Source organism: Robinsoniella peoriensis (assembly GCF_000797495.1).
In the GTDB taxonomy this organism is placed as follows: domain Bacteria; phylum Bacillota; class Clostridia; order Lachnospirales; family Lachnospiraceae; genus Robinsoniella; species Robinsoniella peoriensis.
In genome coordinates this window covers 39,619-61,132 of the sequence record NZ_JTGN01000013.1, presented here as the reverse complement: position 1 = coordinate 61,132, position 21,514 = coordinate 39,619, and the positions used below count along the sequence as shown (strand labels likewise).

Here is a 21,514-nt window from a genome sequence, read left to right as displayed (position 1 = left end):
CTCCGGAGATCTTTGTAAAAGAAAATGCTGGTTAACCGTAATGTTTTAATGATGTTTCTTTATTTTTATAATGTAAGACAAGAAAAAGAAAATGAGAAACACAAACGAATTTACACCTTGATCTGTAATATAAGATTGCAGCTTAGATTCATTGGCAACATGCCTGTAGGATGAACTCCCGGGAGATTCCTGTATATAAAAGGTTCCGGTATCGGAAATTGTAAAGCTTACAATACCCAGATCTGAATCGGATTTTGCCTCAGATATGAAAGAACCGTTCTGATCGTAGCAGTATTTGTTGTTTGCCGATATAGAAAGGCTTGTAGGAAACTGTACCGAAATTTCTGTAAGTTTATTCACAGGTTTTCCATTTATAGAAATTGCAAAATAAAACGAATTTTTGCTTATGGATTTTATGGTAACAGCCAGCATATCATTTTCTGATAAATTAAGACCTTCCAGAAAATCGTTTGGAATATATAGAGAGGTTCCGTTTTTTTCAAATAGCACCGTATTATGGCTTATTTTCATAAGCTGGTTTAGTATAGTACCTGAAATAATAGTCTCCGTATCGGTCACCGCCTGCACTGGCTTTGCTTCTGCTGTTTCATCCTGCATATTCTGATTTTCAGTTTCAATGTTGCCAGGTGGTAATTCCTGATCGGTCCGGTCACCATCCCCACGGCTTCCGTTCCAATTCATAACTGTAATATTATTGTCTTTTTCTATAAAAAGCTTTTGAACTGCAGACCATCCATCTGGTGTTTGTTCCTCAGATATGCTATTGGAAGAATTGTCAGCCTCCATCTTGAGCAGGTAATTAACCTCGGATATCAGACCGCCAATATAAATGCTGGAATTATCATAAAATACGTTGAAATCTTCAGCAGCATTCTTCCAGGATAATCCATTGTCAGTGGAATACCAGATCTTACTGTTTTTTGATGTGTAGTGATGAAGCGTATCGATACGAACAGTATGTTTAGGTTCCTCATCAAGCGTTGATGATATGGGAGCAAATATTTTGATTAAACTGATATCGGGGACGGATTTATCCTGTACACCTACAGTCAGTATCTTATTTTCAGGAAGGTTCTGTACATGCATACCACCTATAGTTTCCAGGTGCACAGACAGGGGATATTTTCCTGCTTTGAGCGTATTGATTTCACTGAAATCATATTTGCACATAATGGGGATAGCTTTCAGGTTGTTCATATCTCCTGCCTTTGCAACGGTAATATAAATATAGTCAGGTGCGGTAATCCAGGCATCAATTCTATTTGTATATAAAGGTAAGACATTGATTTGATCAATATCTATATTAAAATCAACAAATTTACTATATGTTGTTATAAAGTCAGATTCAAACGGATCCAAATAAGAAGAATCTGCGTTTACCTGTAATGCTTCAACGGCTTTGGCATTCAGCCCCTGTGCAATAATTGTACTGTAAAAAACATCAGCTGTTCCAACACAGGAAAGTGCAGTACTATCTGTGCCGGAAACGGACAGATACATAGCTGCAGGCAGGGAAAAACCATCTGGATCAAGACTCTCAATTGCTTTTGCCTGATTGCCTTCCGCTATTATTTTCACATATTCTGCAGAAAGTGTACTGCCTGGATCCAAAGAAATGGTGGTACCTCCATTCATTCCATCGCCTTCAGATCGTATGGTGTAATAGTCACGCAGATATGGATCCTGTCCGCTGAAAGACTGCATAAGAATCAGCTTTCCTTTATTCTTTACCTTGATCAAAGGCTGATTGACACCTTCACCATATAATTCATTTACATTTAAAAACAGCACTCCGCCTTCTTCAACTATAATCGAATAAGGACCCATATCTATGGAAGTAGTGCCAATTTCAAAAAAACGTGAATTAGAATCAAGACGTTGAATGTCGGAAATAATTAAGTCTTTTTGCACATGTACCGCTGCATTAACCTCATTATGTGAATTAATCCAGTTAGTCAGTTCGCTTATCGTAGATGCTGTATAATAGGGTTCTTCCGGATTTTCTATGACAGAAGCATTTGCTCCGGTACTCCAGTTATAGTTTCCGTCAGCGTAAACCGTTAAATAGAATAGATCGGAGCGCAGACCGGGCGAGCTGCTGTCCGGTTTGTTTTCCAGAAAAAAAATATATTCTTTTCCAAGCTGAATATTTGTTTCTTTATCAGAATCACCGCCGATTTGTATATACTCAGATGCAATAGTTACCGGTTCAAAGGAGTACTTTTTCCAGGATTGACCCTGATTATCGGAGCCCCATAAATCAAAATCTGAAGAATAACCGGAACACCGGAACATAATACTGGCATCCTTTTGATTTACACTGGGGATGGCAGCGGTCAGATCGGGCTGATTATCCGAACGGACAGTAAGAAGCACTTCTTCGTTTTCGACTAACACCATTCCATTAGAGTAACTTCCGAGATGACCGCTTATTGTATAGTTTCCATTGGCATCTGCTGTAGTGGGGGGATCCCATACAACGGGTACCGAAAAATATATCGGATTGGTAGGAATTCTCGGGTCGTTGGATACAAACCAAACATTATACAAACCTGTATGCAGATAATGGCTAACAGCTGATTTAAGGATTGTTTTTTTATTCCACTGATCAGCTTTAATCATAGAAAGGTTACTATTTTGATGGAAAAATTCAGGAATAATATCATTTTCTGTTAAGATCCAAGATAAAGAGGCGGGAGAATCTATGGATAAAGCACCCAATCCTGAGGCGTGAATTCGGCTGAAATCAATCCGGTTTTGCGCTGTCTGCAGCATATTATCATTACTATTTGTATTATTTTCCCAGAAGATTGCCCTGGAATTTTCTCCTTCTGCTATTATACTGCCCGCTTCACAGTTAATTTGCCCTTCTTGGATGTGAACTGCAATTGCTCCAGGTCCGGAAGCGGTAATAAGGGAAGAATCAAGTAATACGGTACTGTCGGAATAGATGGCAGTTCCTCCCTTCTCTGAAGTGCCTCTTGCGATTACCGTACATGTGCCATTGTTTCGTAACAGTGATAATCCATAATCCCGGTTGGCAGATTTTAGAACGGGTTGATCTGTACCGATACCGCAAAAGGTAAAAGGGCCATTAAAGGAGACTCCTGCCAGACCGTAAGAACCTGTCTCAATGGTAATGGGCTGGCGGGTATAGTAGGTATCCGTTGAGGGCAGGGAAATATTATCAGCCAGAGTTACGCAGCCCCCAGTCTCCTGATGAGAACGAAGCCAGCTATCCAGTTCATCAGCAGTAGACACCATGTCCTGAATATCCGGCTGGTCAGATTCAGGGTCCGTCGCCGGATTATCTGTTTGACCGGCTGCAGATTCGGTATTCTCGCTAATGGTATCAGGGGATTTTGCAGCGGTTTCCATAGATAGAAGAAACATAAGGAAAATAAAAATAGTTATATAATATTTCATAAAAACTCCTTTTGGGCGCGATAAAAGATAGCCTTTTCGTGCAGAAAAGACTATCTTAATCCATAGTATTTTAAATCTTTGCTTTTGATAATGTATTTTATCATATATTAATATGGAAGAAAAGATTTCTTTCAAATTATATGATCTGTAAAGCCGGAATTATAGAGAAAGAACCTGACCACCAGCTTTATTAACAAGATGTTTCACATATAAATTAAGGAATTCCTTCTTTTTACGTCGGGCAATTGGAAGCTGTTCACCATTCGTAAGTAAAATGTAATTGTTATATATATTTTTTATATAATCCATGTTAACTGCTACTTCACGATAACATTCCATAAATATTTCCTCTTTTAAAAGCTGATTGATACAGTAACTGACGGGGTTTGCAACGATAATAATATCATTGTTAACCATATGTATTCGGCATCTGCGCAGCTGGCAGTCTACATAAATAATATTTTTAAGCGGCAGCTGGGCTTTGAATTTATTAATTGTAACTTCTAGGGATTTTGGTTTTTCGTTTAATTTCTCCAGCTTGTCAAAGCACAGATGAAGCCCTTCTTCAAATTGTATTCTGTGCATAGAGAGGGGTTTTAGGATATAGTAGACAGGTTGTACAGAGAAACTTTCCAGTACATAAAAGTCGCTGTCTGAAAAAAACATGAGACAGGCGGTTTGATCTTTTTGATATATCTCTTTTGCAATTTCGATACCATTTTTTCCATCCATATAGACATCAAGTAATATAATATCATACAATCCAGGACGAAATGTTATCAGCAATTTTTCGCCGCTGTTGAATTCAACATATTCAATAGGTAGATTCGGATGATAAGTACTACAATAACTTGTTATGTAACTCATGGCTTCCTGCCGATCCTCTACAACATCGTCAACGATAGCTATTTTCAATTTTTTCACCTCACTGCTGATTTAAGACTACTTATGCTTATATATAGATAAATATTATAAAGTCGAATTTTATTATAATATAGAAGATTTTAGAGTTCAACCACCACTCCGTCATAAAACACACCTCTCTGTGTAAAAAGGTACCATTGAATTAAGCCGGTCCTGGAATTAGTTTTGATCATATACTGACCGGACTGTAATAATTATGACCTCTGTGCGGCATGGACATCCACTGGGTTATTATCCGTTGACTGGTACAAAACAGTCTGCTATATTTGAAAAAATCATGGCAGAAAACGGCCGAGGTACAAAGGAAAGGATAAACGTAAAGGTGGATTCTATGGTCAGGACGAGTAAACGCAGGTATACACGACTTGAGTGGGAAGAGTGGTACCAATATGCAAAAGAATATTATCTTACATATCAGAATCTTAGAATTCCCATCAAGTATAAAACAAAAAACGGACTTCTGTTAGGCCGCTGGATCGAACGGCAGAGGGCAGCATACCATGAAAAAGGTTCATATATAATAAGTGATACGCAGATATCGTTACTTAATCAGATTGGAATGGAATGGACTATGGGAATTCGAACACAATGGGACATCTGGTATCAGTATTGCGTTCGGTACTATTCGAGTTATGGGCATCTGGATATTCCGAAAAACTACATATACAAACATCTTCCTTTAGGTGAATGGCTGTGTTATCAAAGGAAACGCTATAAGCAAAAAAAGATTAGCGACAGTGAGATTGAAAAACTGGAGCAGCTGGGTATGAGATGGCAGATACGTATAAGGCGGGAATGGGATGACTGGTATCAGGAAGCAAAAGAATATTATGAACGATACGGTGATCTTAAAGTGCCTCTTAATTACGTGACCGAATCCGGATTAAAGCTTGGATTATGGATAAATATACAGAGGGAAAAATACAGAGGTACCAGAACGAATAATATCGATAGCAGTAAATTGCTTAAGTTAAATCAAATCGGTATGCTGTGGGGATTTCGCAGCAGCAGATCGTGAGAAAGAACATATGTTGGAGATAATATGAAAGAGAAAGCAGCAGTTGCGGCAGGTATATTAGTGATTGTTATCCTTGTCATTATAGGTGCAGTAAAAATTACAAGGATATTCCCGGATAAGCCGAACAGGGAAGCAGAAAACAGACCGGAGAACTTTGAAAAGGATACGTTTCCTTCCGGTTTAAATGACAGAAAGAATGATTACAGCCTTCCAGATAATGAAGACATTGCAATAGGATGTACAGTATCTGAGTTTAAGGAAAAAAACAGTTCTGTTTCTGCTACAAATGATACGACGGGAGAAGTTCTCACCGGTAATGTCAATATAGCAGATATGCTTTTTGAGGCAGAGTTACATTTTGATCAGCAGGGTTCGATGGATTCTGCTTTTTATACGGCAGAATACACGGATGGTGCATGGGAGTGTTTAATCCGATATCTTGCGCAAAAGTATGGATATGCAGCAGCAGATACGGAAGATGGCAGTACATACCGATGGCTTATAAGAATAGCTGGTGGAGAAACATTCGAGATGAAAAGCTGTTTACAAGACAGCAGTATCATTCTTAGCCTTACGAAACAGACAGATACAAGTGGGGTCTGGAATTATGTGATACCAGATATGAATAATACAGGATACTACAGTCCGGCTGAACAACTTCAGGAATTTACAGAAAAGTATCCCGAGTGTATTGGCAGCGACGGAAGGATTCTGATAACCGAAAAGAGTGCGGAAAAATATAATTATTGTTTTGAACAGTTTAGAACTTCGGAAAATATACGTTTTACAAATCTGAATACCCCGGTCTTATTAGATGATTTTTATCTGAGCGATGGGAATATTATAAATGACTATCGAAATAATGGCGGGAATACTGTCATAACCCTTCGAAACGGAGAAGTTGAGAATGGAATGATAAGAGCATGTAATATGGTAATAGATAAGATTTATATGCATGATTCAGAGAGTGATTTTATAAATGCATTATATAACGTGAAGATCTATGACAGTTATTTTACCGATGGAGGGACTAATCCGGAAGCACATGCTGATGGAATTCAGATAGCAGGATATGACTCTATTGATGCATATGATATCTATTTGGAAAATGTCCGAATTGATATGCCGCATATTCCCGGATATCATGTGGCAAATGCCTGTGTAATGATTCAGCCGGATTATGGTGCTGTGAATGGCACAGAGTTAAACCGGTGTATCTTAAACGGGGGAGGTTTTACCATCTATTCTTTTCCTAAGAAGAATACAATTGCAAATGTTGTGATGCAAAATACGATTATCGGAGACGGTTACCGGTTTGGAGTATATTACAAAAATTCACAGCAGAACATGTCGGAAATTAATACAGCAAGGAGTATGGAGCCGCTGATTGGCAGCATATATGTTGAAGATAATCAGTTTGTGTTTAATTTGAGCAATTATAACACGCAGGCAAAGTCTGTCAACGGAACAATCAGATATCTAAAAAATGGTGAAGAATCGGGAGAGCAGGAATTTTCCGCAGATATAGGGGGATATATACCGTTCAGCGATTATGGGGAAAAACTGGATTATGGAGGAAAGGTAGTTGATTATCCCCGGCAACCAGTGAATCTTACAGAGCGTATTGATATGGAGGAACCAGATTGCGATGCAGTATCCGTCACATTTTATTCCGACGGAAATTATTTAGGATCATATTATATTGCAAAACAAGGGGAAGTGGAATGAAAGTATCGGTAGCGTTGGCAGCCTTTAATGGCGAACGATATTTAAAGGAACAATTACAGTCTGTCTATGAACAGTCGCTAACGGTAGACGAGGTTATTATATGTGATGACTGTTCATCAGATAATACGGTATTAGTAGCCGAATCTTTTATCAGGGAGAAGAATCTTCACGGCTCATGGCATATTTATAAAAATAAAGAAAATCTCGGATATGCAGGAAATTTTATCCGAACCATGAATTTGTGCCATGGAAAGTATATTTTTTTATGTGACCAGGATGATATTTGGTTTCATGATAAAGTGATGCGCATGGTAAAGGTTATGGATGATAATCCTGGTATAAAACTGCTGGCATGTGATTATGAACCATATGCATGTACAAAAGATGCACCAAAACTCTCCCGTGAAATCATGAATAGAATGAAAAATGATGGATCTGTCCGGCATATACATCTGGACTGTAAAACAATTTTTATCAGAAGCGAAGGCTGTGCCATGAGTATCCGGCGGCAATTCTTTGAGCAAATCAAAGGCTATTGGACTTCGGGCTGGGCACATGATGAATTTATATGGAAACTCTCTTTATGTGAAGATGCCTGCTATCTCTATCACAGGATATTATTTAAAAGAAGGCTGCATTCTGACAACGTATCAAAAAGGAAAATGCATCAGATAGAAAAAAGAATCCAGTTCCTGGATATGCTGCTGGTCAGTCACAGACAAACCCTAGAATATGCAAAAATGAAGAAGCTTGCTCCCGACATCCTGACAATGATCCGAAACAACCAGGAATCTGTCAGACTGCGCATAGAATTATTGAAAAATAAAAAATGGATGAATATAATTCCATTGACTTTGCGGTACCTAAAGTATTACAGCTGTAAAAGATCTATATTGGTCGAAATGTTGATGTCAGTGAGAAATAAATAAGATGCTGTATGAGGAGAAAAAATGAATGACAGACTGAAATTTATTGATATAGCAAAAGCAATTGGAATCATTTGTGTCTGCATTGGACATTCCGGAACTTCAACATTTATAGTTACAGCAGTCATGATGTTCCAGATGCCCTTGTTCTATTTCATCAGCGGATATCTGTATAAAGATTTCTATTCAGAACATCCTTTTATACGTATTAAGAAAAGTATAAAGGCATACTATCTTCCTTTTCTTGCTTATGATATTGGATATCTGGTTTTACATAATATTTTCGCCTTGCTGCATCTGGTAGATGCGAAAAATGGAGGCGGTGCATACTCGCTAAAGGAATTTAAAGTACATTTTTTTGATATTATAACTGGATGCCATAGAGAATATTTTTCAGGTGCACTTTGGTTCTTAATAGCGATATTTATAATAACAGTCGGGTTTTCAGCGGGTAATTTCCTTTTGCTGAAATTAGGGCTGGAAAGGTACAGAATTTATATTATTACAGCCGTGGCACTCTGCTGCTTTCTGTTCAGTAAAATTTCTGTAATCCCAAAACCTATGATTGTGAGAAGGGCTTCCGGGGGAATGTTTTTCTTTGTGATGGGATATCTTTACCATTATTATGGCTGGGATCGAATTCTTGGCAAGTATAGAAAAACAATTCTTTTATCAGCAGTGACTACCCTGGGTGTTATAGCCTGGCTCAATGAGATGGGATATTTTAGTGATGTATATAATAATATAGGTGCTTCTGCAGCAGGCGGTTTGCTGGGTATAAGCTTAGTATTGGTGATTGCCAGTTTCGGTTGGTTTCAGAATAATAAGTATTTGATACAGATAGGCAAATGCTCGCTGGAAATAATGGCATTACATTTTCTGGCATTTAAAATAGTAAGTTTAATCATCATCATAATATACCGACTGCCGGTTACGCGCCTGTCAGATTATCCGGTTATAGAGACCGGGGGTTTGTGGTGGATCTGTTATACATTAGTTGGAGTATGCGTACCTGTAATTTTAAAGTTAGCGGCAGTCCGGCTGCAAGGAAGATTTATAAGGGGGGAGAGAACATAATGAAAATAGTATTATCTGGCGGATGGAGCTATGGCAATATCGGAGATGAAGCAATCGCCCGCAGTACCATATACTTATTAAAAAATTTTTTTCCCCGGAACAATCTGACGATTTATTCCTATGATCCGCAAAATTTTTATTATCACCATGAAATGAAATCGCTGGAATCCGTGCATAAAAAAGTAGATCGATGCGGGTTAAATACGTTATCCGGGATTGAGGAGGTACTAAGAGAACCAAAAGCGTTTCTTCTGGATGAATTTTCAGATAGTCTTGATGATAGTACATTATTTGTTATGGCAGGCGGAGGGTATTTTAATGATCGCTGGAAGCGCCAGTTTATAGCCCGTATTCTGGAAATAGAGATAGCAAAGCGTAAGGAGGCAAAGATTGCTATTATCGGGCAATCCATTGGTCCTATAACAAGTGCAGTGAACAGGAGATATTTTAAAAATGCAATGAATGCCTGCGACTATATAAATGTCCGTGATAAGGATACTTTTAATCTGATCAGAAAATTTTTACCTGATAAAGATGTGACACTCGGAATAGACACTGCAATCATAATATCAGATACCTATATTTCAGGTAAAGAGCAAAAAAAGCCAGTTATAAATGTAATGGCAGCCGGGTATTCCAAGTACACTGCGATTCAGGGTGACTTCATACAAAACCGTTTTTTTAATAAACTCATTAGCAGAATTACATTAAAATATTATGTATATAGTTTTAAGATGAAAAAAATAATAAAGCTTCTGAGTTACGGGCAGAAATTCAAAATACGTTTTGTTATGAGCACAAATTGGTATTTTGATTTGAATTTCACGAAAAAAATCGCAAAAAATTTACCGGATAAAGATTATGAAATCATCATAAATCCTAAGGTAAATGAACTGTGCAGATATCTCTCAGAAGGACAGGTAATGATAAGCTCAAAGATGCATCCAGTAATTATATCTGCCTCTTATAACATTGAGAGTATTGCTATATCCTATAATTTTAAAATTGATAATTTTATGGAGGCAATCGGGTGCCAGGATAATTGTTATCGCAATGACAGGCTTGCTATAGAGAATTTAGTAAATAAAATCCCCCTGATTTGCAGCAATGAGAATAAAGAATTTGAGCAAAAGGTTAAGGATTGGAAAAAAAACGTTTATTCCATGGCTGAGCAAATGGCAGCTATGTTTGGAGAGAGCAGATAAGGGGCGGTGTCTGTGAGCAGAATAATTAAAATCAAGGAAAAATACAGTACGCTGTCAATAGCCGCTAAAGCCGGAATCTGGTTTGTTATTTGCAGCGTGATACAAAAAAGTTTTTCACTTATTACAACCCCGGTGTTTACTCGCCTTTTAACAAAAGAACAATTTGGAATATATAGTGTTTATCTGTCATGGCTGCAGGTATTTACCATTGTGTGCACTTTCCGGTTAGATTTTGGGGTATTTAATAAAGGGATGACCAAATATCACGACAATAAAGAAGAGTATACTTCATCCATGCAGGGAATTACAACGTTACTGACAATTACTGCTTTTCTGGCATATCTGTTGTTTCGAAAACAGATTAATCAATTAACGGAATTAAGTACAACAATTACCTTGTTTCTGTTTTTAGAATTGTTATTTACGCCTGCTCTGAATTTCTGGATGATCCGGCAAAGATATGACTTTCACTATAGAGGTGTAGTTTTTGTAACAGCAGCTATGTCTGCTGCAAATTTTCTGATTGGCTTAGCTGCTGTTATCTGTATGGAGGATAAAGGAATTGCCAGAATACTTTCGTGTGTTATCGTACAGGCATGTTTTGGCATGATCTTTTACCTGCTTAATTTAAGCAAAAGTAAAAAGATTTGGAAATGGGAATATATTAAATTTGCAATTATATTTAATATCCCTTTAATTCCCCATTACTTTTCGTCTTATATTCTGGATCAGTCTGACCGTATTATGATTCAGAAAATGTGTGGTCTGGAATCTGCAGCTTTATATAGTGTAGCCTACAATGCCGGGCTTGTAACGAAAATAATTGTTAACAGTATTAATAATGCACTGATTCCCTGGCAGTACCGGAAACTTGAAAAGGGCCAATACAAGGCTGTAGCAGGACAGATGAAGTCTGCAGGTATTATGATGGCATTTGCTTTTTTAGTATTTATAGCACTCGGTCCGGAGCTGATCAGATTAATGGCATCTGAAAAATATTATGACGCGGTAAAAGTCATTCCGCCCGTTGCAGCCAGTATGTTTTTTGTTTTTCTATACAGCGTATTTTGCAATATTGAGTTTTTTTATGATGCAAATAAGGCAGCAATGATCATTTCAACAATAGGGGCAGCCGCCAACATTATACTGAATTATTATTGTATTCCCCGGTTTGGATATTCAGCAGCAGGTTACACAACGCTGTTTTGTTATCTGCTTTTTGCAGGAATGCATTACGTTTATGTCAATAAGGTTGTCAAAGCTAACACCGGATCTCCATTGTTCAGTACATCAGACTTACTGGCAGTCTCATTTGCTTTTTTGATGTTCGCGTCAGTTATTAGTGTGTTTTATGGAAACTGGATTATTCGGTATCTGCTTATTTTGGGGTTGGTTTTAACGGTAGTAATAAAAAGAAAATATCTGATAAATATTATAAAAGATATTCGGGACAAATAGTGGATATCTTAGTGTATGCGAGAGGAATTGGAATGAAGAGGGAGACAGAAGAACTGGTAAGTATTGTTATTCCTATCCATAATTCGGATGAAACCATTGGATTTTGTTTGGAGAGTCTGATACAGCAGGATTATAAAAATATCGAGATACTCTGCATTGATGATGGGAGTACTGACAATACAAGGAACATATGTACAGAATATGCAGGCAGGGATTCCAGAATACATTATTATAAAAAGAGAAACAATGGTCCCGGATCTGCCAGAAACTATGGAATTGATCATTCAAAAGGGAAATATATTCTATTTGTAGACAGTGACGATACCCTGGAAACAGATTCGTGTTCTAACATGTGTAAGGAAATGAAAGAAGATTATGTTGATTTTGTAATCTGTGGTTTTCATCTGTACCGTAAAGGAAAATTGGTTTCTTATCAGATTGGCAAGCGTTTTTCAGGAAGAAAAGACAGATTTGTTACGACGAGGTTTCGGAAAATGTATGATGATTTTTTAATTAATGCACCCTGGAATAAGATGGTCAGAACAGAGTTTCTAAAAAAATATAACATACGTTTTCACGAGAATTTTTGGTTTCTGGAAGATTTAATTTTTTCAATGGATTTAATAAACTGTTCAAAGTATTTGAAAGTAATCGATAAAGCACTTTACCGTTATAACTATTTCCGCCCCGGTGCATTGACAACGAAATACCATGAAGATACAGATAAAGCAATTATGCTCTTAGGAGAGAAACTTGAGATCTGTCTTCTGCCGCATAATATAGATATGTCACATTACTATGCGGATCTGGTTCATAAAATGCTGATGTTTTCAAAGGAGGTACGCAGAAATAAAAAGTTTTCCTGGAAGTTAAAACTGGAAAAAGAATATCAGATGTTAACGAATCCGAAATTTAAATATTACCTGGCGAATGCAGTAAGCAGAAGAAATAAGATGAAGGTTAAAATATGGCTGATGAAAAAAAGGATATTTTTCTTTGAACATTATTATAAGCAATAAAGAAAATCCAGGGGAATGGAGGAAAGGAAGTAATGGAATGATCAGTGTAATTGTACCGGTATATAATGTAGAACCTTATCTAAAAGCATGTGTGGATTCTCTGCTTTCCCAGACTTACCAGGACATGGAAATTCTCCTTATTAATGACGGATCTACCGATCATTCCGGTGAAATATGCAGAGACTTGTCTAAGACATCTGAAAAAATACAGTATTTTACACAGGATAACCAAGGATTATCTGCGGCTCGAAACAGAGGGATTGAGAAATCTTCCGGAGAATATTTGTGTTTTGTTGATTCTGATGATATTGTCCATCCACGATATCTGGAAATTTTATACCGGAACATTATTGAATGCCATGCTTTAGTTTCAATATGCAGCTTCCTGGTTTTTGAACAGGATGCAGACCTGAATTTTGATAAAGAACTTTCTGACAAACCAGTCATAAAGGACAAAGCAGAGCTAATGCGGTCACTGGCATATACAGGATGCGATGAAAAGAACACGACAATTATTATAGCCTGGAATAAATTGTTTTCTAGGGACTTGTTCTGCACGTGTCGTTTTTCTCCTGGAAAGCTGCATGAAGATGAATTAATTATCCACCAGCTGGTTGATAAAATCCCATATGCAGTTGTAACCGCCAGCCAGTTATATTTTTACAGAAAACGGCCAGGAAGTATTATGGATAAAAAGTTTTTTCTGGATATACGTCATCTTTCCATGATCGAAGCTTTCCGGGAAAGGGTTATTATATGCCAGAAAGAGGTATATGCAGAGATTCGCAGTAAAATGACAGAAAGTTATCTGGATACTATCTGCATACAGTTATTTCGTATGGTAGAGGCAGATAAAAAAGATGTATGGGAAAGCTTAATCAGGCTGTTGGAAGCCGAGACAGAAAAGTATCAAAAGACAATACATAAGCGAAAGCAGCTGATTTACCGCGTAATTTCGAAATATCCGGTAACAGCCAGCAGAGTCTTCCTATGGAGTCAGTTTTTTTTAATAAAGAAGAAAAACATAATCCATAAATGGATGAGTTAGAAGGAAAAAGTGAAAAAAGTCAGTGTAGCAATTATAACGTATAACCATGAAAAATATATAGAGAAAGCCATACGAAGCGTATTAGCGCAAAAGACATCCTTTTCAATTGAAATTATTGTCAGTGATGACTGCTCTGGGGACCGGACACAAGCAGTGATTCAAAAACTGCAAAAACAAAATTCTGATTGCATAGTGCCGGTACTCCGGAAAAAAAATGTGGGGATGAAAATCAACAGTATTGAAACGTTGAAAGCCTGTAAGGGTGAATATGTTGCCTTTTTAGAGGGGGACGATTACTGGACAGATAGTGGTAAACTGCAAAAGCAGGTGGACTTTCTGGATCAGCACAGAGATTATTCAGCTATTTATCACGCATGTAAAGTTATAGACCATCATGAGACAGAAATAGAATTACCCGGTACATTTTCAGCTTCGCCGGAATATTCGGTAAAAGATATGGAGAATTATTTAATCCCAGGTCAGACTTCAACAGTAATAGCCAGAAACTTTTGGAAAGAGGATTTATCCCTCCTGGAGCTGCTTTACAAGGTACATTATGCGCCGCTTGACAGAATTGTCCCGCTGTTTTTGCTGAGTGAGGGGAAGATTGGCTGTATGCAGGAACAAATGTCCGTATATCGTTATCTCATTGAAGAGAAAGGCAGCTGGTCATATAAGTTTCAAAGGGGAAATTATCTGTGGAGAGCGTATGCCTTTGCAATACATAGAGAAATTGAAAAAATAGGAAAAAAACTGAATGTTTTAATTTCTTATCGTAATCTGGAGGCGAAACTCTATTCTGACTATATGGCGAAAGGGTTTGTTTGGAAACGTCCGGGATATTTTTTTCTTGCTTTGTTTATGATCCTTTTTGGAACGCACAGAATGTATATGATAATTCATGGTAATCGGATATTATACCTTCGTTTGAAAAAGAAAATTCAGAATAGATATGATGGAGTACGTGATGATAAAAATAAAAAAAGTGGTTCATAAAATCAGGGAAGGATTTTTTAAAGAGGTTTGTCAGGAGCTGAAATTTATCTATCAGCTTTCAAATGCATATAAAAAAGGAATTATTCTGTATACTGCACTGGCATTGTTTACGGCATGCATTACACTTGTTATTTCCGTACAGCTAAAAGATTTTGTGGATTTGCTGCTGAATAAAGATTTTAAGGGTGTAATAGCCGTTGCTGCAATTTATATCAGCATAGGATTAGTGAATTTAATAATAGCCATGCTGAGCCAGAGATTATCTGCCATAATCAGCAACCGGATGAGAAAGGATTTATCGGTGCGGGCTTATAAAAAGATACTGACGGCAGAATGGGAAAATCTTACAAGGCTTCATTCAGGAGATTTGATGACCAGGCTAAGTGAAGACATTAATATGGTATCCGGGAGCGTTGTCGGGTGGATACCCAGTCTTTTATCCCTGGGAATCCAGATAGGTATTTCTGCACTGCTGATAGTCTATTACGATTTCAGCATGATATTTTTAATTATGTTTCTAGGGCCTGTAGTACTGTTTGGTTCCAGAATTTTTTTAAAGAAAATGTACATATGTAATCAAACGCAGAGAAAAGCTGTCAGCGATGTGATGACGTTTTTAAAAGAAAGTTTCCATAATATCCAGTCAATCAAAGCATTTGATCTTCATAAAGTATTCACGGAAAAATCTGTAGATTTACAGGAAAAACGAAGGAAAATTGAACTGTTGGTAAATAAATACTCCATAGCTTCCTGGGGAGTGATGTATGTAAGCGGCCAGCTTGGTGCAATGGTATGTCTGGCATGGACAATCTATCATATCTATACCGGTGTGATTTCCATTGGAACGATGACTCTGTTAATCGTATTGGCAAACTATATAGCCACAGCTTTTAAGACTTTGGTTCAGACAATTCCCAATGCAGTAACAACCATAGCATCTTCTTCCAGGATACGCAGCCTGCTGGCTATGGAAGATGAAAAGACAGAACATGAAGAAGAGAGCGTGGACTTTCTGGAAAAAGGGATGCGTACAGGTGTGACAATTGATATTCAGCATATGAATTTTTCTTACCAAAATGGAAAAGAGGTCTTTGAAAATGTCACTCTGAAGGCAGAGCCCGGTAAAATTGTAGCATTGGTAGGCCCTTCGGGTGAAGGAAAGACCACCATGCTCCGGATATTACTTGGTCTTGTTCGTGTGCCGGGGGACAAAGCGGTGATGCGGGTTGGTAATAATCAAGAAGATACTCTGCCACTGAATCCGTCTCTCCGTAAACTGATTGCTTATGTCCCACAGGGAAATACAATAATGAGCGGTACAATTGCAGAAAACCTTCGCTTAGTACGGGAGGAAGCTTCTGATGAAGAATTAATGGAAGCTCTGGATAATGCCTGTGCCCTGGATTTTGTCAATAAACTTCCGGCAGGTATTCATCAGCCTGTTGGAGAAGGCGGTATCGGTTTTTCAGAAGGCCAGGCGCAGCGGCTGGCAATAGCCAGAGCCCTGTTATGCAGAACACCCATCCTGTTTTTAGATGAGGCGACTTCTGCGCTGGATGTAGTGACGGAACGGAAAATACTCAAAAATCTTATGGGTCAGGCAAGCCGAAGAACCTGTATACTTACTACTCACAGACCAAGTGTACTGGCTATGTGCAGCCGCGTATACCGGATTGTTGATCATAAGGTAACGGAACTGGATGATGGTGAAATAAAAAAAATGATAAATGATTTTTAAAAGGAGACTGTTATGGTACTAGGGGTATATGGAGCAGGCGGTAATGGCAAAATTCTTGTAGATCTTGCAGAAACAGTAAATATGTTCAAACAGAGATGGCAGGAAATTGTATTTATTGATGATGTTATTGGTGTGAGTGAGTCATATCGGAAAAGAGTTTATACTTTTGAGGAGGCAATCACTGCATATGATTCAGATGAGATTGAATTTGCAGTATCGGTGGGAGATCCGGCTGACAGGGAACTTCTATACAGAAGAATAAAAGATAACGGATATTATCTTGCAACAATTATCCATCCTCATTCGAATATATCCCCGTCACTGATAGCCGGAGAGGGACTGATCGTAGCTAATGGATTTATCGGGAGCGATGTGACACTGGGAGATAATGTGGCGGTGGGGTATATGGCATTGATCGGACACGACACATGTGTCAAAAGCAATACAATGATTTCAGCAGGTGTTTTTATTGCAGGTCACTGCAGTGTAGAAGAAAAAGTTTATATTGGACCGGCAGCGGCTATCCGTGACCGGCTGCGCATTGGTACGGCGTCTGTGATCGGTATGAATGCTGCTGTATATAAAGATGTTCCTGCACATACCACAGCAATTGGTAATCCCGCCAAATGCATTGTACGTGAAAATGGTAAAAAGCTTTTTTAGAGGAAGGAATGGATAAGATGAAGAATCCTATTTATGTGACGAGACCATTTTTACCGCCAAGAGAAGAATATGACCGTTACCTGGATCAAATTTGGCAATCCGGTGTAATTACAAACTCAGGACCGTTGCATAATCACCTGGAGGAACAGTTAAGAAAATATCTTAATGTTCCTTATGCTATGCTTTTTACTAATGGACATCTGTCACTTGAATTTTTAATTCAGGCCGCCGGTTTGACAGGAGAAGTTATTACAACACCATTTACATTTGCATCAACGGTACATGCCATTGTCAGAAATGGACTGACACCTGTGTTCTGCGATATTTTGGAAGACGACTATACAATTGATACCGGTAAGATAGAAGCACTGATTACAGATAAGACTTCAGCTATTATTCCGGTTCATGTATACGGAAATCCCTGTGATGTGGAATCTATACGAAAAATAGCCAGAAAGCATGGGTTAAAAGTTATTTATGATGCGGCGCATGCTTTTGGCGAAGAAGTAAATGGAATTGGAATTGGTAATTATGGTGACGGCTCCATATTTAGTTTTCATGCTACAAAGGTGTTTCAGACAATTGAAGGAGGGGCAGCTGTTGTAAAGGACATGGAGACCGGTTATAAGCTGTATCAGCTTAAAAATTTTGGGATTACCGGTGAAACGACAATCAGCAGTATCGGAGCAAATGCCAAAATGAATGAATTTCAGGCTGCAATGGGCTTATGTAATCTGAAGCATGTTGATGAACTGATTAACGGAAGAAGAAATATTGTACATCGGTATGAAGAAAATTTAAAAGAGGTTACCGGAATCCGGTTAAACAGACGAAAAGACAATATCAAATATAATTATGCTTATTTTCCGGTCTTAGTGGAGGAAAGCTTTGGAGCAGACCGGGATAAAGTCTGTGAGGCACTGAATAAAGAACAGATCTATCCGCGCAAATATTTCTACCCGTTAATCAATAATTGCAGATGTTACAGGGAGAGGTTTGATCCTGGATTTACACCTGTAGCAGAATATATATCCGAGAATATCATAACATTGCCGCTCTATCCGCAACTTGCTATGGATGATGTGGATCGTATTTGTGAACTGATGAAAGCATGCAGATGAGGGAAAAAAATGAAGAAAGCAGATAAAAAGTTAAAAGTGTGTTTTGCGGCATCTTCCGGTGGGCATTTTGATCAGTTAATGATGCTTGATCCTTTAATGGACAAGTATGACAGCTTTATATTGACGGAAAAAACCGGCTATGAAGTCAGTACAAAAAATCACAAAACCTATTTTCTGAAACAGATCAACAGAAAAGAGAAGCTGTGGGTCTTAAATATGTTTCAGATAACATTAAAATCTTTTTGGATTTTTATGATGGAAGGACCGGAAGCGGTAGTCTGCACCGGTGTTTTGGCTATGGTACCGATGTGTCTGCTATGTAAACTGTTTCGAAAAAAAGTAATTTATATAGAGTCTTTTGCAAAGTCTGAAAGCCCAACGGAAACTGGAAAACTTCTATATAAATTTGCGGATAACTTTTATGTACAATGGAAGAAAATGTTGGATATATTTCCCCGGGCTTCTTATCTGGGAGGTATTTATTAAGGCAGGAGATGATTAAAAATGATTTTTGTTACAGTGGGCAGTCAAAAGTTTCCTTTTGACAGGCTATTAATAGAGGTAGACCGCCTGATCGGGACAGGTGTCATAAAAGAAGCTGTTTATGCCCAAACCGGTTATTCCCAATATATCCCTGTTAATTATACATACCGTGCATTTCTGAACCAGACTGAGATGGAAGAAAAAATATCTGAAAGTTCGATTATTATAACACACGGTGGAACCGGGATTATAGTCAGGGCAATCAAAGCTGGGAAAAAGGTAGTCGCAGTGCCAAGGAAAAAAGAATACCATGAACATATAGACAATCATCAGATGGAACTGCTCAGCCAGTTCGAAGCAGCAGGATTTATTTGCTTTTGCAGGGAAACAGCTGATCTTGCAAATAAATTAGAGGCAATTGAACAGTTTACCCCCCTCATTTACAATTCGAATACGGAATCTTATATCAAAAATATTGGAGGCTGTCTGGATCGGATACAAGCAGGAAAACAGGATCAGTCTGCTAAGAAAAGATTTGGGAAATATATAGAATATCTCACTACAAAAATCAAAATCATGTTTCATCAGAAATACTACTGGTATGAAAATACTACTGTGAAATATCTATTTGAAAAAATGCACTCTGATGCAGTCATTTTTGTGTTTAGTTCCTGTACAAGAGCCGGAATTAAGGCGAGATATAATTACGTCAGAACACTAAAGAGGATAAATGCAGATAAAATATTTGTGCTGGACGATGGAGGGAATGATGCAAGAGGATTATTTTATCTGGGTGAGAATATGGATTTTTTTGTTGAACGCGCAGTTGAAAGCCTGATTAAGAAAACAATCAGTGAAGGCCGGTATAAAAAAATCATTTTTGCCGGATCGAGTAAAGGCGGTTATGCAGCAATCAATTTTGGGGTTCGGATTCCTGGCAGTACAATCATTGCAGGTGCCCCCCAATACCGGCTTGGAGATTATCTGATGGATGAAAATAATCGGCTGGAGCAGACTCTGGTATCGGTTACCGGCTGTGGGTATTTGGATGCAGATCAGGATAAATTAGAGAAATTAAATAATCATCTGAGAGTGAAGATCCTGGATGCTGTCCGAAATAATAAAGAAAACCATATTTACCTGCATTACTCTAAAGCAGAACATACCTATTCTGAGCATATTAAATTTATGCTGATGGATTTAGAGACAGGTAATTTTTCAACGAAAAAAGAAATCTTATATTATGAAAATCATTCTGATATCAGTTTATATTTTCCGGATTTTTTAGTCAGGTCTATAGAAGAGGTTATGGCATGCAGAGATCAAAAATAAAAGTCAGCGTTATAGTACCGGTATATAATACCGAAGCATATTTAAAAGAGTGTCTGGACAGTTTGGTGCACCAGACATTACCGGAAATAGAAATTATCCTGATTAACGACGGATCTACAGATTCTTCAGAGGAGATTATGAAAGGATACTTAAAAAAATATCCGGATAAAATCCGGATGTTCACCAGGGTTAATGGAGGCCAGGCTGCAGCCAGAAACCAGGGCTTATCTTTATGTTCCGGAGAATATGTAGGATTTGTGGATTCTGATGATTCAGTTGATTCTGCTATGTATGAGCAAATGTATAAAAGAGCAGTATTAACAAGTGCAGATATGGTGGAATGCGGCTACGGATATTATGAGATTAAAAATGGAAGAAAATACCGTCTGAAAAATTATGCCTCCGTATCAGAGAAAAAGAATAAGAGAGAACTTTTTCTGAATCCCCTGGTTTCTCCCTGGAATAAGCTGTATAAGGCATCGGTATTAAAGCGGGCCGGAGTGTTTTTTCCGGAAGGGCTGATATACGAAGATACTGCCTTTTACATAAATTTAATTCCGTATATTAACCGAGCCGTTTATCTGGAAGCTGAATATGTAACACATTATTATAGAAAAAATTCTACCCAGACACAAAAGCATAATCCACGGGCTGGAGAAATGATTACGGTAATACACGAAATCATTCAGTTTTACCATGTACACCATTTCTGGGATACCTATTTTGCAGAACTGGAATATTTCTGTGTAAAAATCCTGCTATGCAGTTCCCTTGGAAGAATTGCTTTATTAAGGGATAAGAAATTAAAAATGGATTATCATAATCAGATTATAAACATAATTGATACTTATTTCAGTAATTACAGAAGTAATAAATATCTTAAAAGAGGAATAAGAGGATGTATTTTAAAGTTAGTTAACAAATATACGATAAGGGGATTCGGAGTGATTTTTGGACAATTCTATAGAATCAGAATGAAGGTGTAGGGGATTTAGAATCAGGAGAGGATGTGAATATTTCCATTGAACAGCGAAGTTGGTTTCCAAAAAAAATTAAGGCACCAGAATAGAAGTAAGAATAAAAAAGTTTCCTTATATTCATTATCAATTTTTCTTGTAATCTCGATTTTTTTTATTCCGGATTACATAGGTTTTTCTGTTTTCAATTGCCAGAGGGTAACACTCTTAATCATCTGGTATATGATTTTGCGTAATCCTGGGCGGACAAAGGAATTTAAAAATGTCATTTTTTCATTTCGTGGGAATGCTTTTGTACTGATATATATGATTGTTTTGCTTTACACAGCAGTATACCGAAGAAATATAAATACA

General features: G+C 37.7%; 17 protein-coding genes. 15 read left to right on the top strand and 2 right to left on the bottom strand.

Annotated elements, in window-relative coordinates; all coding sequences use genetic code 11:
- Positions 1-45: 45 nt before the first annotated feature.
- Together QR40_RS22865 and QR40_RS22860 are read right to left on the bottom strand one after the other, a co-directional pair.
- Positions 46-3,447 carry a hypothetical protein gene (locus QR40_RS22865; RefSeq protein ID WP_044296907.1) on the bottom strand — a complete coding sequence of 1,134 codons (3,402 nt, stop codon included), beginning with the start codon at positions 3,445-3,447 and terminating at the stop codon, positions 46-48.
- Between the two features lie 159 nt (positions 3,448-3,606).
- Positions 3,607-4,371 carry a LytR/AlgR family response regulator transcription factor gene (locus tag QR40_RS22860; RefSeq protein ID WP_141728653.1) on the bottom strand — a complete coding sequence of 255 codons (765 nt, stop codon included), beginning with the start codon at positions 4,369-4,371 and terminating at the stop codon, positions 3,607-3,609.
- 277 nt (positions 4,372-4,648) lie between these two features.
- Between QR40_RS22860 and QR40_RS22855 the strand changes: the two genes are divergently transcribed.
- Genes QR40_RS22855 through QR40_RS22780 form a run of 15 tightly spaced genes read left to right on the top strand, consistent with a single transcriptional unit; the run spans position 4,649 to position 21,169 of the window.
- A complete protein-coding gene (locus QR40_RS22855; protein WP_160295861.1) occupies positions 4,649-5,389 on the top strand; it encodes a helicase associated domain-containing protein in 741 nt (246 codons plus the stop codon).
- Between the two features lie 24 nt (positions 5,390-5,413).
- A complete protein-coding gene (locus tag QR40_RS22850; RefSeq protein WP_044296906.1) occupies positions 5,414-7,117 on the top strand; it encodes a hypothetical protein in 1,704 nt (567 codons plus the stop codon).
- Positions 7,114-8,046, top strand: coding sequence for a glycosyltransferase (locus QR40_RS22845; protein WP_044296905.1), 933 nt, complete (start codon positions 7,114-7,116; stop codon positions 8,044-8,046). Before QR40_RS22850 ends, QR40_RS22845 begins: the two co-directional genes overlap by 4 nt.
- Before the next feature lie 21 nt (positions 8,047-8,067).
- Positions 8,068-9,120, top strand: coding sequence for an acyltransferase family protein (locus QR40_RS22840; protein WP_044296903.1), 1,053 nt, complete (start codon positions 8,068-8,070; stop codon positions 9,118-9,120).
- Complete coding sequence (locus tag QR40_RS22835; RefSeq protein WP_044296901.1) at positions 9,120-10,325, top strand: polysaccharide pyruvyl transferase family protein; 1,206 nt, start codon at positions 9,120-9,122, stop codon at positions 10,323-10,325. The genes QR40_RS22840 and QR40_RS22835 overlap by 1 nt, the downstream gene beginning before the upstream one ends.
- A gap of 12 nt (positions 10,326-10,337) precedes the next feature.
- Complete coding sequence (locus QR40_RS22830) at positions 10,338-11,783, top strand: lipopolysaccharide biosynthesis protein (RefSeq protein WP_052431009.1); 1,446 nt, start codon at positions 10,338-10,340, stop codon at positions 11,781-11,783.
- A gap of 32 nt (positions 11,784-11,815) precedes the next feature.
- On the top strand, positions 11,816-12,802 hold the full coding sequence (locus QR40_RS22825; protein ID WP_044296900.1) for a glycosyltransferase family 2 protein: 987 nt from the start codon (positions 11,816-11,818) through the stop codon (positions 12,800-12,802).
- Positions 12,780-13,850 (top strand): glycosyltransferase family 2 protein, encoded by a 1,071-nt coding sequence (locus tag QR40_RS30215; RefSeq protein ID WP_052377626.1) that lies wholly within the window; start codon positions 12,780-12,782, stop codon positions 13,848-13,850. Before QR40_RS22825 ends, QR40_RS30215 begins: the two co-directional genes overlap by 23 nt.
- Before the next feature lie 9 nt (positions 13,851-13,859).
- Complete coding sequence (locus QR40_RS30210; RefSeq protein ID WP_027292246.1) at positions 13,860-14,846, top strand: glycosyltransferase family 2 protein; 987 nt, start codon at positions 13,860-13,862, stop codon at positions 14,844-14,846.
- The gene (locus QR40_RS22810) at positions 14,818-16,584 is read left to right on the top strand and encodes an ABC transporter ATP-binding protein (protein ID WP_044296899.1); all 1,767 of its coding nucleotides are present in this window, start codon (positions 14,818-14,820) and stop codon (positions 16,582-16,584) included. Before QR40_RS30210 ends, QR40_RS22810 begins: the two co-directional genes overlap by 29 nt.
- 12 nt (positions 16,585-16,596) lie before the next feature.
- Positions 16,597-17,247 (top strand): NeuD/PglB/VioB family sugar acetyltransferase, encoded by a 651-nt coding sequence (locus QR40_RS22805; RefSeq protein WP_027292244.1) that lies wholly within the window; start codon positions 16,597-16,599, stop codon positions 17,245-17,247.
- Positions 17,248-17,264: 17 nt separating this feature from the next.
- Complete coding sequence (locus QR40_RS22800; RefSeq protein ID WP_027292243.1) at positions 17,265-18,368, top strand: DegT/DnrJ/EryC1/StrS family aminotransferase; 1,104 nt, start codon at positions 17,265-17,267, stop codon at positions 18,366-18,368.
- 9 nt (positions 18,369-18,377) lie between these two features.
- Complete coding sequence (gene pssD, locus QR40_RS22795; RefSeq protein WP_027292242.1) at positions 18,378-18,854, top strand: PssD/Cps14F family polysaccharide biosynthesis glycosyltransferase; 477 nt, start codon at positions 18,378-18,380, stop codon at positions 18,852-18,854.
- Positions 18,855-18,872: 18 nt separating this feature from the next.
- Positions 18,873-20,183, top strand: a complete 1,311-nt coding sequence (gene pssE, locus QR40_RS31075; protein WP_052377625.1) for a PssE/Cps14G family polysaccharide biosynthesis glycosyltransferase — start codon at positions 18,873-18,875, stop codon at positions 20,181-20,183.
- Positions 20,165-21,169: a glycosyltransferase family 2 protein gene (locus tag QR40_RS22780; RefSeq protein WP_044296898.1), complete on the top strand. Its 1,005-nt coding sequence runs from the start codon at positions 20,165-20,167 to the stop codon at positions 21,167-21,169. The genes pssE and QR40_RS22780 overlap by 19 nt, the downstream gene beginning before the upstream one ends.
- Positions 21,170-21,514 lie beyond the last annotated feature (345 nt).

Excerpts from the sequence above, each read along its gene's own strand:
- QR40_RS22780 (WP_044296898.1), top strand. The coding sequence starts at position 20,165 with ATGCAGAGATCAAAAATAAAAGTCAGCGTTATAGTACCGGTATATAAT.
- QR40_RS22840 (WP_044296903.1), top strand. The coding sequence starts at position 8,068 with ATGAATGACAGACTGAAATTTATTGATATAGCAAAAGCAATTGGAATC.
- QR40_RS22855 (WP_160295861.1), top strand. The coding sequence starts at position 4,649 with ATGGCAGAAAACGGCCGAGGTACAAAGGAAAGGATAAACGTAAAGGTG.
- QR40_RS22865 (WP_044296907.1), bottom strand. The coding sequence starts at position 3,447 with ATGAAATATTATATAACTATTTTTATTTTCCTTATGTTTCTTCTATCT.
- QR40_RS22845 (WP_044296905.1), top strand. The coding sequence starts at position 7,114 with ATGAAAGTATCGGTAGCGTTGGCAGCCTTTAATGGCGAACGATATTTA.
- QR40_RS22810 (WP_044296899.1), top strand. The coding sequence starts at position 14,818 with ATGATAAAAATAAAAAAAGTGGTTCATAAAATCAGGGAAGGATTTTTT.
- pssD (WP_027292242.1), top strand. The coding sequence starts at position 18,378 with ATGAAGAAAGCAGATAAAAAGTTAAAAGTGTGTTTTGCGGCATCTTCC.
- QR40_RS22805 (WP_027292244.1), top strand. The coding sequence starts at position 16,597 with ATGGTACTAGGGGTATATGGAGCAGGCGGTAATGGCAAAATTCTTGTA.
- QR40_RS22825 (WP_044296900.1), top strand. The coding sequence starts at position 11,816 with ATGAAGAGGGAGACAGAAGAACTGGTAAGTATTGTTATTCCTATCCAT.
- QR40_RS22850 (WP_044296906.1), top strand. The coding sequence starts at position 5,414 with ATGAAAGAGAAAGCAGCAGTTGCGGCAGGTATATTAGTGATTGTTATC.
- QR40_RS22835 (WP_044296901.1), top strand. The coding sequence starts at position 9,120 with ATGAAAATAGTATTATCTGGCGGATGGAGCTATGGCAATATCGGAGAT.
- QR40_RS22800 (WP_027292243.1), top strand. The coding sequence starts at position 17,265 with ATGAAGAATCCTATTTATGTGACGAGACCATTTTTACCGCCAAGAGAA.
- pssE (WP_052377625.1), top strand. The coding sequence starts at position 18,873 with ATGATTTTTGTTACAGTGGGCAGTCAAAAGTTTCCTTTTGACAGGCTA.